Source organism: Kitasatospora sp. NPDC057015, assembly GCF_042673745.1.
Lineage (GTDB): Bacteria > Actinomycetota > Actinomycetes > Streptomycetales > Streptomycetaceae > Kitasatospora.
On record NZ_JBHUSG010000020.1, the window covers coordinates 15107 to 29025 of the forward strand.

17 protein-coding genes are annotated in these 13919 nt (G+C 74.5%); all 17 read right to left on the reverse strand.

Translation table 11 applies throughout. The annotated features are described in order from the left end of the window. Nucleotides 1-40 precede the first annotated feature (40 nt). On the reverse strand, nucleotides 41-751 hold the full coding sequence (locus tag ACFTWP_RS20040) for a hypothetical protein (protein ID WP_380265940.1): 711 nt from the start codon (nucleotides 749-751) through the stop codon (nucleotides 41-43). Then, nucleotides 748-933, reverse strand: coding sequence for a hypothetical protein (locus tag ACFTWP_RS20045; RefSeq protein ID WP_380265941.1), 186 nt, complete (start codon nucleotides 931-933; stop codon nucleotides 748-750). Before ACFTWP_RS20045 ends, ACFTWP_RS20040 begins: the two co-directional genes overlap by 4 nt. A 385-nt stretch (nucleotides 934-1318) precedes the next feature. Next, nucleotides 1319-1918, reverse strand: a complete 600-nt coding sequence (locus tag ACFTWP_RS20050) for a hypothetical protein (RefSeq protein ID WP_380265942.1) — start codon at nucleotides 1916-1918, stop codon at nucleotides 1319-1321. A gap of 36 nt (nucleotides 1919-1954) precedes the next feature. Further along, on the reverse strand, nucleotides 1955-3115 hold the full coding sequence (locus ACFTWP_RS20055) for a DnaB-like helicase N-terminal domain-containing protein (protein ID WP_380265943.1): 1161 nt from the start codon (nucleotides 3113-3115) through the stop codon (nucleotides 1955-1957). Nucleotides 3116-3179: 64 nt separating this feature from the next. After that, the gene (locus ACFTWP_RS20060) at nucleotides 3180-4013 is read right to left on the reverse strand and encodes a hypothetical protein (protein WP_380266046.1); all 834 of its coding nucleotides are present in this window, start codon (nucleotides 4011-4013) and stop codon (nucleotides 3180-3182) included. A 62-nt stretch (nucleotides 4014-4075) separates the two neighbouring features. Then, entirely contained in the window at nucleotides 4076-5845 is a 1770-nt protein-coding gene (locus ACFTWP_RS20065; protein WP_380266047.1) for a type IV secretory system conjugative DNA transfer family protein, read from the reverse strand. A 131-nt stretch (nucleotides 5846-5976) separates the two neighbouring features. Further along, complete coding sequence (locus ACFTWP_RS20070) at nucleotides 5977-6444, reverse strand: hypothetical protein (RefSeq protein WP_380266058.1); 468 nt, start codon at nucleotides 6442-6444, stop codon at nucleotides 5977-5979. A gap of 17 nt (nucleotides 6445-6461) precedes the next feature. After that, nucleotides 6462-6938: a hypothetical protein gene (locus tag ACFTWP_RS20075; protein ID WP_380265944.1), complete on the reverse strand. Its 477-nt coding sequence runs from the start codon at nucleotides 6936-6938 to the stop codon at nucleotides 6462-6464. A 219-nt stretch (nucleotides 6939-7157) separates the two neighbouring features. Continuing rightward, complete coding sequence (locus tag ACFTWP_RS20080; RefSeq protein ID WP_380265945.1) at nucleotides 7158-7658, reverse strand: hypothetical protein; 501 nt, start codon at nucleotides 7656-7658, stop codon at nucleotides 7158-7160. 225 nt (nucleotides 7659-7883) lie between these two features. Next, entirely contained in the window at nucleotides 7884-8738 is an 855-nt protein-coding gene (locus tag ACFTWP_RS20085) for a DUF317 domain-containing protein (protein ID WP_380265946.1), read from the reverse strand. Nucleotides 8739-8769: 31 nt separating this feature from the next. Continuing rightward, on the reverse strand, nucleotides 8770-9165 hold the full coding sequence (locus ACFTWP_RS20090; RefSeq protein ID WP_380265947.1) for a hypothetical protein: 396 nt from the start codon (nucleotides 9163-9165) through the stop codon (nucleotides 8770-8772). Continuing rightward, a complete protein-coding gene (locus ACFTWP_RS20095; RefSeq protein ID WP_380265948.1) occupies nucleotides 9162-10025 on the reverse strand; it encodes a hypothetical protein in 864 nt (287 codons plus the stop codon). The genes ACFTWP_RS20090 and ACFTWP_RS20095 overlap by 4 nt, the downstream gene beginning before the upstream one ends. After that, nucleotides 10022-10702, reverse strand: a complete 681-nt coding sequence (locus ACFTWP_RS20100) for a hypothetical protein (protein WP_380265949.1) — start codon at nucleotides 10700-10702, stop codon at nucleotides 10022-10024. Before ACFTWP_RS20100 ends, ACFTWP_RS20095 begins: the two co-directional genes overlap by 4 nt. After that, on the reverse strand, nucleotides 10699-11184 hold the full coding sequence (locus tag ACFTWP_RS20105) for a hypothetical protein (RefSeq protein WP_380265950.1): 486 nt from the start codon (nucleotides 11182-11184) through the stop codon (nucleotides 10699-10701). The genes ACFTWP_RS20100 and ACFTWP_RS20105 overlap by 4 nt, the downstream gene beginning before the upstream one ends. A gap of 21 nt (nucleotides 11185-11205) precedes the next feature. After that, nucleotides 11206-11700 (reverse strand): hypothetical protein, encoded by a 495-nt coding sequence (locus ACFTWP_RS20110; protein WP_380265951.1) that lies wholly within the window; start codon nucleotides 11698-11700, stop codon nucleotides 11206-11208. Nucleotides 11701-11723: 23 nt separating this feature from the next. After that, nucleotides 11724-12866 carry a hypothetical protein gene (locus ACFTWP_RS20115; protein WP_380265952.1) on the reverse strand — a complete coding sequence of 381 codons (1143 nt, stop codon included), beginning with the start codon at nucleotides 12864-12866 and terminating at the stop codon, nucleotides 11724-11726. Nucleotides 12867-12914: 48 nt separating this feature from the next. Continuing rightward, a complete protein-coding gene (locus ACFTWP_RS20120) occupies nucleotides 12915-13895 on the reverse strand; it encodes a hypothetical protein (RefSeq protein WP_380265953.1) in 981 nt (326 codons plus the stop codon). Between the last annotated feature and the right edge of the window lie 24 nt (nucleotides 13896-13919).

Here is a 13919-nt window from a genome sequence, read left to right on the forward strand (position 1 = left end):
TGTCGATCAGGGCACTCCGGTGATCAGGAAGGGTCTGGGGTCAGCGCCGGGCGGCGCTCGCGCCCCCGGGGGCGGTGCTGGATGCCGGTGCTGGCGCCGAGGACACGATCCGGGAGGTGCCGGAGCGGCGGGCCGCCGCGCTGGCGGTGGCCGCGGCCTCTTCGGCGAACCCGGTCGGCACGAGGACCAACGGCTCGCGCCGGTATTGGGCGCGCGCGGCCAGGAACCGTGCGGCTTTGCCGTTCGGATCGGCCAGAGCGTCCCGCTCGCGGTCGAGTTCGCGCTTGCGGATCTGGGCGATTCCCGAGCGAGACTTGCGCAGCACGCCGATGGTGTGGGCGAGGCTGGCGTCCGCGGCAGCGAACTTCCCGGCGACGCGCTGGTCGAGGCCGGGGGAGAAGAAGTGGCTTCGGGTCTGCTCCCTGGGCCGGGTCTGGTTAGCGAGGTCGCAGGCGTCGTCGAGGAGTTCGGTCAGCTTGTGCAGGACGGGGCTGGCACGGGTGGCCGCGAAGAACTGCCCCCACATCTCGCCCGCGCCCGGGGCGGAGGGGCCCGTGCGGTGGGACAGTTCGGCGCCGAGCCGGGCGGCGGCGGAGATGTAGTCGGCCAGGCTGGTGATGTCCTGTGCCAGCAGGTCCGGGATCTTCGCGGGCGGCTTCTTGGCGGTGTGCCGCAGGTCGCGTCGGATCTCGGCCAGGTTGTTGGCGAGGTCGGCGAGCCGCTGGATGTCCTCGGCGCTGATGTCGCTCACCGGCGCCGTCCACCGGCCGGCAGTGGCGCGCCCTGCCCGGCGGATGCGGCGGGCACCGGGCGGGACCGCCGGGCCGCGGGTGGCTGCTGCGGTGTGAGGGAAAGGAGTTCGTCGCGGATCGCGGTGATCTCCCGCCAGCCGGCCACGACGGCGTTGTAGGCGCGGGCAACCGAGGTGAGCACCTGGTAGCCCAGCGAGCGCTCGCGCTCCTCGACGCCCTGACCGGGGCTGCCTTCGAGGGTGACGGCGGTGTCCAGCGCGTGGGCCAGGTGGCGGCGTGCGTGTGCCCGGCGCGAAAGCCCCGGGCGGCTGTCTGCCGGGCTGGGTCCGGGGCTCCGGCGGCGAGGGCGCCGGCCCTGGCCGAGCAGTGACGCAGCACGGTCAGGGCGTTCTCGGCCTCGGCCGCCAGGGCGGCGGAGGTGGGGATGGCGAGGTGTCCGGGCATGGTGGGGGCCGCGTTGAGGACTTCGGCTACGTGGACGAGGACGTCCGCGAGCCGGGTCAGCTCGGTGGTGAAGTCGAGGGTGGCCGGTGTGGTGATGGCTCGCTCCGGGGGGCGGGTCGACGTCATCGGCGGGGGGCTGTGGGCGGGAGGGCTGCGGCTGGGGCCGCGGTGGCCGACGGGCCGGTGAGCACGGGCGTGGAGCGCGGGCCGGAGCTGCGGACGAGGGCGGCCCGGGGGCGGACGTGTGGCGGCTCGGTGACGTCTTGGCGGGCCCGTGCTTCCCGGCGCAGTCCGTCGCCGGCCTCGTTCAGGGCGAGCCGCGTGCGGGACAGCGACAGGTTCAGCTCGCGGCCGGCCCGCTCGCGCACGACCTCCGCGCGGGGGCCGTCGAGGCCGTCGACTTCGTGGATCCGTGCGGCCATCGCGCTCGCCCGGCTGACCGTGGCCAGAGCCTCGCCGACACGCGAGCCGGCATCGGCCAGCGCGCGGGCGAGAGCCCGCTGCGCGCTGTCGGCCAGCGGGGCGCCGCCCAGCGCTGCGGCGGTGCCCAGCAGCAACTGGTGCTGTTCCCCGATCCGCAGCGCCTGCCTCTGGAGCTCGCCGAGCGATGGCGGTCCCTGCTCGCGGTAGGCGCCGGGCACGGCGGTGCTCAGTGCGTCGATGGTGTCGGCGACGGACCGCAGCCGGGTGGCGTTCGGACTGGGCGGTCGGATGGCGGGCATGAGACTCCTTCGGGGTGACGGGGTGGGGCCGGGGGTTCAGTGCGTGCTCTTGATGGGCGTTCGCGCGCAGGCCGCCTGCTGCGAGGGCGAGGGCGGGGGCGTTGCGGCGGTGCCGGTGCTGGGGACGGGTGCGAGCGTGCGGGTACGGGCGGCGCCGCGGCGGGGCTCGCGTGTCTCTGCCTGGCTGTCGGCGGGCTCGTCGGTGCTGGTTGCGGTGGCGACGAGCCAGCGTTTCTGCACCGCCTCGGTGTCCCGCAGGGCGTGGAGGGCGGAGCCGAGCAGGCGCGCCGCGGGCAGTGAGGCGTCGAGGGAGAGCAGGCGCACCGTGCCAGCCGCGGCGGTGGCCGAGCGCAGCACGGAGGCTTGCAGGACCTGTTCGGCCCAGTAGCCCGGATCGCCGGTGAAGCCGGACCTGGTGATGGAGCGGACGGCATCGGCGGTGATGGTGCCCGAGGCCAGGGCGCCGCGGTGCTGGATCTCCCACAGCACGGTCAGCGCGTCGATGGGCTCGCCCCGGTGGCCGAGGGCCGCGAGCGCCCCGTACACGGCCTGGTGCCCGGGGTCGAGGAAGTCCGCCGGGTGCAGCCACCGGGTGATGTCCCGGACCTCGCGCGGCAGGGCGGTCAGGGACGCGAGCAGCGCCCTCTCCTCCTGCAGGCTCTCCTCGACGCCGCGCTGGGGCGGCTCCGGCGGCCACGGCCCGGTGGCGCGGCGTGCTCGGCTCTCCAGCGAACCCCAGGAGGACGCGAGTTCGCCGATCGCGTCCCGCAGGCCGGTGGTGAGCCGGAGCGTGCCGTCGACGGCGCCGGTGCGGGCGGCGTGCAGCAGCCGGTGGGCGTGCTCGTGCACCTGGCGGCGCACCGCGGTCTCCAGCACCATCCGGCCGTAGGCGGCGGCGTGGTCGGTGACGGGGCACGCCGCGATCAGCGTGTGCCCGTACCCGGGGCTGAAGCCAGGGACGGCCCCGGCCGCCGCGGCCATCGCCTGCGTCGCCCACGCGGACCTGTCCCCGGCCGCGGAGGAGGCGAGGGCGGGGAGTCCGGCTTCGTGCTGGGCGAGCAGCACCTCGAACAGGGCTGCGTGCGCGGGCCGGTAGAAGTGCCGGGCCTCCAGCCAGCCGGCGACGGCGTCGAGCTGGTCCGGCGCGAGGAGGAGCGCGCCGAGGAGGGCCTGCTCGGCCTCCATCTGCGGGTTCACCCCATCACCTCCTGCTTGTGGGGGAGTTGGGAAGGGCGTCGGTCCGCCGCCGTTGGCTTGCGCATCAGGCGACGGGGTCACCCGAGCGGCACGAGTACGGTGAGTAGCCGTCCTCGGGGCCGAACTCGGCCTCTTCGGCCGCCTGCTGCTCGTCGAGGGCGAGTTGCTCGCGGCGGGTGAGGCGGTCGATCGGGGCCTCGCCGAGCGGCACCCGGGAGCGGTGGAGGTAGGCCTGTCCGAGCAGGGGGCGGCCGTCCGCGTTCGCGCGGGCGTTGCCGGCGCGGATCTGCGCGTCGAACTCGACGACGTCGGCCCACTCCTCGGGGGTCTCGTCGCGGATCTGCCTCCATTGCGCGTTGCCGTGGAAAGGGCAGCCCAGGCATGAACTCTTGGGCGTCGACTGGAGTCCGTGTTCGGCGAGCAGCGAGAGGCAGTCGTCCCGCGACATGCCGAGTTCGAGGAGCGGGAAGCGGTTCCGCGCGTACCGGACGTCGGAATCCTTGGCCCGGTGGAATTCATCGGTGCTGATGCCGATCCACTGCTCCACGTGGACGTCGCGCGGAATGCGCGACGGGTAGGGATATCCGAGGAGACCCCGGACCTGGCGTTTAATGGGCTTTATTTTATATTCGCCCGTGCATTGGCGTCGGCTCATCCCGGGGGAGCCGTCCCGGTTGAGGATGTGGAGCGGCATGCTGGCGAAGCGGTGAGCGGGACCCAGGGCGTCTTTCCTGATATTTCCGGCCGAGACCCGAAGAATGGGTATTCCGGCGGGATCCGCGATTTCCCGCTCCACCCGGTCGAGGTGGGAGTATACCCGTGCCGGTTCCCAGCCGGTATCGGCGAAGATCGCGAAATCCAGCTTCGGAAGCTCGCCGAGCGCGGACAGCAGCAGCAGAACGGTCGACTGAACTCCGGCGCCTAGACTGAGGGTTCGCAGGGCAGGGGGAGTGGTGTCCGTCATGCGGCGGCCCCGGCCTTGGCGCGGGCGCGGTCGGTGATCGCCGCGGTCTGCACCGCTGACGCCTTGCCGATGGCGCCGGCGCCGGGCTCCTTGTACCAGGGGCGCAACTGGAGCATCGCGGGCCTGATCCCGGTGGCCAGGAGCAGGGCCGTTCCCTTTTTCAGGGCGCGGATCTGGTCGGGCGGGAGTATTCGCTCCTGGCGCATGCTGGTGGAGGTGGACCGGCCCGATTCCGAGGTGGAATGGGAGACGGTCTGGACGTCGTGCTCGCCCACCAGTCGGCTCAGCTTGTCGGCGAAATCGGCATCGTCGATTCCGCTGCCGATCATCTTGATGGTGGCGGCCGACCACATGGCGTCCATGCCCGCCTCGCCCCAGCATCTCTGGCCCTGCCGGTAGGACTGCAGGATGGTGATGGGGATGACGCCGCGGGAGCCGAGGTGGGAATACAGGTCGGGCAGGTCCGCGATTTTGCAGACGTTCGCGGCCTCGTCCAGGATCGCGAGCAGCGGCGGGTCGAGGCGGCCCCCGGCACGCTCCGCCTGGACGACGGCGGTGCGCATGACGCTGTCTGCCGCCGCCGCGATCAGCGCCGAGGCGCTGCCGCCGCCGTCCTTGGACAGCAGGTACAGGGTGTCCCGGGCGGTGACGAACTCGGTCGGACGGAACTGCGGCAGGGTGTCACTGGGGGTGACCCACACGGCGATCGTCGGGTCCAGGAGGCAGGCGGCGTACTGCCGGGCGGTCTCGTAGATGCCGTCCCGCGTCTCGACGGCGCCGGAGACGGTGCCCTGCAACTGGGCTGCGATGGCGGAGAGTTGGTTCTCCTTGAGGATGTCGATCGGGGTGCGGTCGGCGGGCTGGGCGAGCCAGCCGAGGACATCGGTGATCGGGCGCCCGTCCGCGCCGGCCGCCAGGAACAGGGCGGTCAGGGTGTTGGCGGCGGCGGTGCTCCAGAAGTCGTTCTGGCTGGAGGCGTCGACGGATGCGGTGACGAAGTGCCCGGCGAGGCGGCGGGCGCCGGGCAGGTCCCGGGCGTCCGCGAGCGGGTCCCACCACATCGCCTGCTCGGTGTGGGCGATCTGCTGCGGGTCCATCGTCCACACCCGGCCTACCGCGGAGCGGGCGTCGACGGTGACTGTGTAGGCGTCGCCGGCGGCTTTGTTCGAGGTGAGCAGGACGGGGCCGGGCGCGCGCAGGATGGAGGGGACCGCCAGCGAGGTGGTCTTGCCGGAGCGCGGCGCCATGATGGCGACCGCGACGTCCTCCCACGAGGTGCGGACCTCGGGGCCGCTCTCGCCGAGCGTGCCGAGCAGGATGCCGGTGTCGTCCGGCCGGATGCTGCCAGGCTTGGCGGAGGAGAGGCTCGGGCGCAGGCTCGTGGCCTTGCCGGTGATCTCCTTGGGCAGGAGGACGGCGAGGTCGCGGCTGGTGGCCAGGCCTGTGCCCGTGGAGCGGCGGTGCCTGAGCCACAGGCGCAGCCCGAGGCCGGCGGCGGTGGCGGCTACCAGGCCCGGGACGACGCGGGCGCCGACCAGGAGCGCGGTGGTGCCCAGGGCGGGCCACATCTCCCCGGGGTGCAGGGCGGCGGCGACCGGCTGGAACGGCGACCATGGCCCGTGACCGGCAAGGAGGTTGGTGGTGTTGCCGCCGATCCAGGCGAGGGATCCGAAGGCGGCGAGGGCGAGGCCGGCTCCGATGAGGGTGTAAAGGAGGGCGTCGGTGCCGGGGGTGGAGGACGGGGAGGTGGGGGAGGAAGCGGGCAGGGGGTAGGTCCTTGCGGGAAGCCGATCGCGAAGGCGCGGTGGGCGTGGGGAAGCCGGACCGCGGCCGGGGGCAGCACGGTTGGCGTGGGAAGACCGGCGTGTGCGACGGAAGTCCGCCGGTGCGGCGGTGCTCAGTGGCGGAGCGGCTCGGTTATCCGGGCGGGCGGGACGGCTGCGGCGGCAGGCGCTGCGGGGCCCTGGATGACGGAGTGCGGCTGGGCGGCCCTGGCCGCCGGCGACGTCGCGAGTGCGGCGGCCGGGCGCGGGGAGATGGCCGGGGGTGCGTCGAGGGCGGCGATGTGGTGGGCGACGGCGGAGACGCGGTAGGCACCGAGGGTGAGTTCGGCGGCCTCGCGGATCAGCGGCTCGTAGACCCGGGGGTTCTCCCAGCCGTCTGCCGCCCAGGCGCCGAAGCGGTGCAGGATGCCGGCGAGGGCGTGGGCGGGGCCGGGCGGCAGGAACAGGCCGTGGAGCACCTCGGCTGCCTCTTCCGGATCCAGGGCGTCGATGGACTCGGCCAGGTCGGCGAAGGCACGGGCGGCGCGCAGGGTGGCATCGTGGGCGAGGCCGGCCGCCTGGCGCGGTCGGGGTTCTGGCAAGGGTGGGTGCCTTTCGGCTAGCGGGGGCGGCGTCCGGGATGTGCGGTGGCGGGCGCCGCCCAGGGATGTGGCGGTCCGGACTGCTGGAGCCGGGCATCGGGTGGGCTGCTGCTGCTCGCGGTGGCGCCGCTGCGGCGGCCCGCACCGGGGCCGGTGTCGCGGTCGAGGAGCTGGCAGGCGGCCATGGCCCGGGAGGTGTCCCGGTCGACACGCGGTGGCAGGCCGTCGCGGCGGGCCAGCGGCGCGATGATGCGCACCTCGTGGCTGTCCACGCGCAGTGCGATCCACCGGCAGGCCATCGGGTCGTGGCCGGGTGCGATGCCGGTGGCCGCCAGGACCCGCCGGACGGCGTCCTCCCAGCGGGCGTCGCTCAGCGGCGCGGAGTCCGGGTGGGCTCGTAGCGTGCAGTGCCATACGTCCCGGGAGCGCCCGGGCCTTCGCTCCTGCTCCGGGCGCAGTCGTGCGAGGTCGGCGTCCAGGTCGGTGACGAGCATGTCCAGTTCGGCGGTGCCCGGTGGTGGAAGCTGCGGGACCGGGCGCCAGGCGGCGATGATCCGGGGCTGGGACCGGCCGGCCGCTCGCAGGGCGTGGTGCTGGGCGGAGACCAGCAGGTCGCGGGTGCTGGCGTAGCGGGTGATGGAAGGGATCAGGGCGGGACACGTTTCGTCAGCGCCCCGGGCGGGGCGGCGGTAGTTGGCGGCGACCGGAAGGGGTTACCGGGTGAGCGCGCCGGTGCGGGGCCGAAGCACGCCGGCGGCGGAAGCAGCTGCTGTCGGCGACGGCGAGGCTGCCGACGCGGTGCGGGCGTGGGCGGCGTCGGCGCGGGCGGAGTACGCGGACTCGGCCGTGTTGACGGCAGGGGTATCCGCCTCGGCGATGCGGTATCCGGCCTGCGTCAGGGTGCTGCTCGCGTCCTGCAGGGCCTGGGCCAGCGTGCGGGCGGAGGGGTCGTGATCGGCGAGTGCGGACAGGCGCTGGGCTGCGGTGTCCAGCAGCGCGGTGATCCGCTCCAGCACGCCGCCTTCGGGGTCCATCACCGGCATGACGGCATCCGAGATGTCGGCGGCGGTGGTGGCGCCGTAGGCCTCGGCGGTCGCGGTGACGAGCCTGGCCTGGAGGTAGGACCAGTCCCGGCCGGTCACGGGCGTCCGCTCGATCCGCTGCAGTGGCAGCGGCGGGACGATGCGGGTGGCGTACCCGGCGTCGGAGAGCATCCGCTCCGCGAGGCGGATGCGCTGGTGGACGTCGCTCTGGCCGTGGCCCTCGGCCGTGTAGACCGGGCTGGGGCCGCCCGGTTCGTCGGTGGAGAAGCCCGCGCGGACGAGGAGGGTGCGGCTGGCGAGGTCGGGGGCCTGGGCCCAGGCGCTCGCGGTGGTGCCGTCGGCGGCGGGGAAGCGGGCGATGGTGATCAGTTCGGTCAGGACAGGGCCCTTCTCTGGTCAGCGGCGGGGGTGGCCCTGGTTGGGGTGGCGGGGATCCGACCTGGCGAAGTCGGCCTCCACATGGCCGAAGGGGTTGGCCGAGCGGGGTGGCGCGGTGCGGGTGGCGGCAGCGGCGGCGCGGGTGGCGGCGCTGATCTGCTGGCGGGTCCGTACGACGGGCGCGGGGTTGGCGAGCGCGGAGGTGAGCATGTTCAGGTAGCGCACCGGGGTCCGGGCGGACAGGACCGCGGTCCACTGGTCTTCCCAGTCGGGGCCGAAGGTGGCGTCGATCATCCAGGGGCCGACGCCCTCGCCGAACAGGCGGTCCGGCTTGGGGGTGTGCTCCAGTGTCGTGGTGCCGTCGGGGGAGGTGACGCGGATGCCGTCGACGACGGTGCTGCCCGCCCCCGGGGAGGCGTGGACGGTGATGCTGCTGCCGTCCGGGTCCTGGAAGTACAGGGCGGTCAGGTTGGATGCGCTCCAGCCGGCCTTGAGGAGCGGTCGCCACGCGGTGGTCGGGTGGCCGGGCCACTCGGCGACGATCTCCTCGGGGGCGATGTGCCGGTCCGCGGCGAGGGCCTGGACGAGGGCACCGACGATCTCCACCGGCGTCTCCTTGGTGAACGTCGCCCACCACAGCAGCTGCGCATCCTGCGGCCGGGCCCGGACGGTGATCCGCCAGAGATGGAAGACGGCGTGCTCGGCGGCGACCTCGATCCGGCCGCACGGGCTGCTGGCCGCGAGCCGCCCGGTGGCGGGGTCGTTCTCGTGCGGCCAGCCGTGCACCTGGACCAGCGGCTGGAGGACGCGGCCGATCTCTCCGGCGCCCGCCAGGTAGCGGGGGCGGACGAGGAACTCGTCCTCTCTCGTCATCGGACTTTCTCTCCGTCCAGGTGCGTGTGAATCAGCGGCGGCGGTGCACGGAGGAGGCGGGCGGCGGCTTCGCGGTGGCGGGCGTCGTGGCGGCCTGGGCATGCGGGACGCTGGCGGAGCGGATCCGGGCCGCGCCGGTCGGCAGGGCACGCAGCTGGGTGGGAAGTTCGCCGAGTTCGGCGCCGGCTTCCCAGATCTCGTCCGCGGCGCGGCCGAGCGACTGCCACAGGTCCCCGCCGTCGGGCCGGGCCTCGACCCACCGGCTGGCGGTGGCGACCGCGTCGGAGAGGGCCTCCAGCGTGCCGCCGTTACGGGTGATCTCCTCGACCAGGGCGGCGACCTCCGCAGGGCCGGAGGCGGCGCGGATCCGGTCCGCGACCTCACGCAGAGCAGCGGTGGCGTCCCTCGGCCTGGATGAGCCGGTCACCGGGCCCGGCCCGTCGTCGTGGGGTAGACCGGGGCGCTCGGCTGGGCGCCTGCCTCGGGTACTCCGCCCGGGGGCACCAGCGTGCGGGAGGCGATCCGGGCGGCCTGTGCGCGGGGGAGGCTGTCGGCGTTGCCGGGCCTGCGGTAGTCCCACGGCCACTGGCCGCCGATTGCGTAGAGACCGCGGTCGTCGGGGACGACGTGCATCCGGCCGCCCTTGCCGTCATAGCCCTGGGGCCAGGTGTAGAGCAGCGACCCGTCGGGCTCGAACGCGGCCTGGAAGTCGGCGTTGTCGCCGAGCAGGTCGGCGATGACCTGCTCGGCGACCGCCCGCGTGAACAGGACACTCCCGTAGGGATCGACGTAGCCGCCATCGGCCTGCGCCAGGCCGAGCACCGGTGCGTGCGTCGAGCCGTCCGGCCAGAAGAGGTGCACCCGCTCGCCACCTCGGACCTGGGGCCCGTTCCACAGTCGCTGCTCCACCGCGAGGGCTGCTGCGGCGGCCGGGGCGGGGCCGGCGTGGTCGGCCATCAGGTACATCACCGACGGGAATTGCAGCGCGGCCTCCGTGAGAGCGTCGGCGATGGCGTCGTCGGCCTCGGCGATCCGGTGGCTGAGGTCGTACAGAGCTGAGCTGGACGGGTCGGGGCGCAGGGCCTCGTGCCAGCCGTCGAGGTCGGTGCGGACGGTGGCTGCCACCTCGCGGGTGAGTGGGAACAGCCCGTCGCGGGCTATGAGGATCTGGAGCAGAGCCTGGCCGGGCTGGGTGGGCCGGCCGTCCTGGTCGTGCTGGGCGTCGAGGCGGTCGGCGAGCGCCCGCAGGTGTTGGGCGTAGGACTGCGATGGCGTGGGCTGGGTCAAGCGCGGACTCTCCGGAGGTCGGGGGCGGGGTAGGTGGTTGCCGCGGTGGCGCTGATCGGCGCGCAGGTGGCGGTGCTGGCGGCCGGGGAGCAGGCGCGGGCGGCTTCCGCGCGCGTCGCGAACGGGTCGGCCGGCGGCGGGTAGGCGGTTCCGGAGGCGAGCGCCGCCATCCGGGCAGTGGCCTCTGCGCCGGCCTGGAACCAGTCGGCGATCCCCTCCCGCTCGAACGGGAAGCCGCTGATGCGCCGGACGGCCTGCGCTCCGGTCGTGAACGCGTCGCGGGCGGCGTCCACCGGGTTGCCCGGGCCGGTGACCATCTGCCCGGCGACGTCTGCCAGGTCGTGGACGTTGTCCATGTCGGCCAGCAGGTCGCCCAGTTCGCTGAGCCGCTCGCTCAGCTCGCCGAGGATCTCCAGCGCCTGCTCCGCGGCGGGGGAGAGCCGCAGCTGCGGGTCGACCTCGACGGCGTAGCCGGCCCGCTCCAGGCGGCGGGCGGCCTCGCCGATCAGGGAGAGCCGGGTGAGCGGCCCGTCGACGGTGTGGAGGGAGACCGGGCTCGGGGCGCGGCGCGGCGGGGCGAACCCGAGCGGGGCCAGCAGCGCGAGGGCCGCCTCGTCCGCTCCGTGCACTTCGGCGTAGCCGAAGGAGCCCGGGGTGATGCGGACCGGTTCGCTCACCGCCGCATCGCCACAACGGCGTTGACGCCGGCGCTCACCGCGGTGGCCGGCGCGGGGGCGGGCATCGAGGTGGAGCGCGGGTCGTGTCCGGCCCTGGGGGTGGTGCGCTGGGCGGCGGCGGCCCGCGGGGACAGTCCGGCGGTCTCGGTGGGGAAGTCCGTTCCGTAGCCGCGCAGTTGGGTGGTGATCTGCTCCAGGTGCAGGCGCAGCAGGACGGTGGTGGCACTGGCCTGCCCCAGCTGCTCGGCCGCGGCACGCGCCGGGGGGGTGGGGTTGGCGCCGAGGACTGACTCGGCGGCCAGGCGTAGGGTCTCCTCGACCTCGTGGAGCAGGGGCTCCAGCAGGGCGAGCGGGCGGGCGATGTCGCCGGGCAGCTCGCTGTCGGCGAGGGTGTCGCCCAGGCGGCGCACCGCCCAGGAGGCGATGCGCGAGCAGTCGGCGTCGTCGGGCTGGCTGAGGGAGAGAGCGGCGGTCGGACTCAAGTGGGCTGCGTGCCTTAGCTGTTAGTACGGGTTCTCGGTGCTGCGGTCGGCGTCGGTGGCGGCGGCCAGAAGCTCGGGCAGGTCACCGGGCGGTGCTTCGCGCTGGTCGATCCACCAGCCCGCGCGGTCGACGGTGCGGGCCTGCTCCTCGATCTCCTGCCAGGCGGCCTCGTCGAGGGAGCCCTCGACGACCAGGTCGCGGTAGGCGCCGGCCATCAGCTGGTGGCGGGAACGCTCGCCCCACGCGATGGCCTTCTCGGGGCCGTCCAGCAGCGGCATCCGGAACCGCGCGGCCCACTCGGCGGCGGCGCTCTGTTCCTCGGCGCGCTTGTTCTCCAGCCAGGCAGCGCGGTCGGCGGCGTTGCCGTCGCGGTGGGCGCGCCAGCAGTCGGTGCAGTCCCGCCCGGCGAGCCAGCGGGCGTAGCCAGCACGCCGGTCGGCCGGGCGGGCGGCCAGGTCGTGCTCGACCTCGTGCCCGCAGGCGTGCGTTGTTACCCATCGGGTTCGGACGGCCATGGTGCGGATCTCCTTCGAGGCGGTCAGCGGGTGTGGATGCTGTATTCGCGGCGCGGGTCGACGGGTTTGGTGGCGGCCTCGACGGGCTGCGCGGCGCTGACGCGGCCAAGACGCAGGCTGGTGGCGCGGGCGGCCTGCGCACGGGCGCCGAGTGTCGCGGTGGCGGCCGGCCGAGCGGCCGGCGCGCTCGCGCCGGTGCGGGTGCGGGTGCTGGCCGGTGTGGCGGCGGAGATCGTCTCCAGGTCCTGGCGCACCCCGCCGAGTGTGGTCTGGGCGTCGGAGAGAACGGCGGCTACCTGCGCGGGGTCCAGTGCCTGCGGGTCGTCACGCAGCTGCTGGGAGAGAGCGGAGAGGATCTGCTCGATCGCCGCGAGCGTGTCCTGCCGGTTGGTCACCAGTGCTGCCGTCCGGGCGTCCGGTGCGGGGCTCACGGCCGGGGCAGTGGGGTGCAGGCGGGTGTTGAAGCGGTCCGGCCCTTCGGGGTCGGCGGTCTTCGGTGCGGCGGGCGCCGCCTCGCCGGCCTTCTCCCGCGGGTCGGCGCGCACGACCTCGGTCAGGAACGGGTCGCCGGGGCCGGTGTGGGAGGGCGGCTTCGGGGCCTGCTCGTCGGCCTTGATGACGCGGGTGAGGAAGGGGTCCTCGGCCGTGGTGCGGGGCTCGTACGGGAGGTCGGCGGTGACGCTCAGTCCGGCCGCACGCAGTGCGGTGACTGCGTCCGTGGCCCGCCGAAGGCCGTCTCTGTCCGGCTGGGTCAGCGAGAACATCGTCGGGTGGTCCGGTGTGCGGTAGAAGCCGTGTCGGGCGAGGAGGCGGGCGGCGTCCGGGTTGTCGCGGTGGTTGGTGGCGACGATGCGGTGCTCCGGGTGGGCGCCGACGGCGATGTCGGCGCCGGCGGTGACGATGCGGGGGTCCGCGCCGGCGGTGACGGTGGCGGGGCTGGTGTGGCCGGGGTGCTGGTCGTAGTCGAACGCCGGGTCGGCATCCACGTGGGCGCCGGTGGAGCGCAGGGTCGCGACGGTCTGGCGGGCGTGGATGAAGATGTTGTCGGTCTGTCCGGTGAGGACCAGCTCGTCGCTGCCCTGGAGCGGGGTGAACCCGTAGTCGGCGAGCAGGCGGCGGTGCTGGTAGGTCGCGTGGTCGAGGCCGGTCACCGCGACGCCGTGCACCGGGTGCCGGACGATCCGTAGGGCGGGGAGGTCGGTGATATGTGGCTCCTAGAGAGAGGCGGCGGCGGGCCGGGTGACGGTGGAGGTGGCGGAGGCGGCCTGCAGGATCGGGCTGGGGTACGCGGCGTGGGCGGCGGCAGCCGTGGCGGCGGTGGCGGCGCTGGAGCGGGCCGAGCGCGCGGAGACGACGGAGGCGACGGGGGCGTCCACGGCCTCGTCGAGGTCAACGAGTTCGCGTTGCAGGTCGCTGAGGTCGGCGAGCAGCTCGGCGCTGGCCACGCGCACCTCGTTGATGCGGCCGCGGATCTGGCGGCCGGCGTCGGCGGGCAGTGCCGTGGTCCACTCGCCGATGTCCTCCAGCAGGCCGGTGAGGTGGTGCATCGCGCCGGTGCGCTCGTCGACGGCGGCGTCCAGCAGGTCGGCGATGTCGCGGCTGTCGGTGATCGAGCGCAGGTTCACCTGCTCGACGGCGAGGTCCTCGGCCGCCTCGGCGAGCCGGTCGGCGCTGGCCGGGGGCGTGGCGAGGCCGCGGGTGGCGACCTGGAAGCCGAGGCCCTGCAGGACCAGGCTCGCCCGGGCGGCGCTCACCAGCGCCTCATGCTCGCTCTGTCCGGCGGGGGGCAGGTAGATGTCCCGGTCGGGGGCGCTGCCGTCGTGCCCGAATCCGAAGCGGCGCAGGACGTCGGGGACCAGGCCCTCGGTGGAGTCCGTGGCGGTGGCGGCGACGATCCCGTCGGTGGGGTGGCGGGCGAAGACGACGTCCGCGCCGTCCACCGGGGCGACGGTGTGCTCGCGGGCGACGGGCCCCGTGTGGGTCTCGACGTCCAGCTCGCCGGCGTTCAGGAGGAACGCGGCGCGGGCGGCTCGGGCGACGGCGTCGGCTCCGGCGAACGTCCAGGTGTCGCCGCCGGGTTCGCGGACCGCGTCGTGGTCCTCCAGGAGTCGGCGGGCGCCGTCGGCGGTGCCCGGGGCGACGCGGGCGATGATCGCGCCGTCCGCGCCGGGAGTGAAGGTGATGTCGGCAGGCAAGGGACCTCGGGGGAGTGAAGAAGG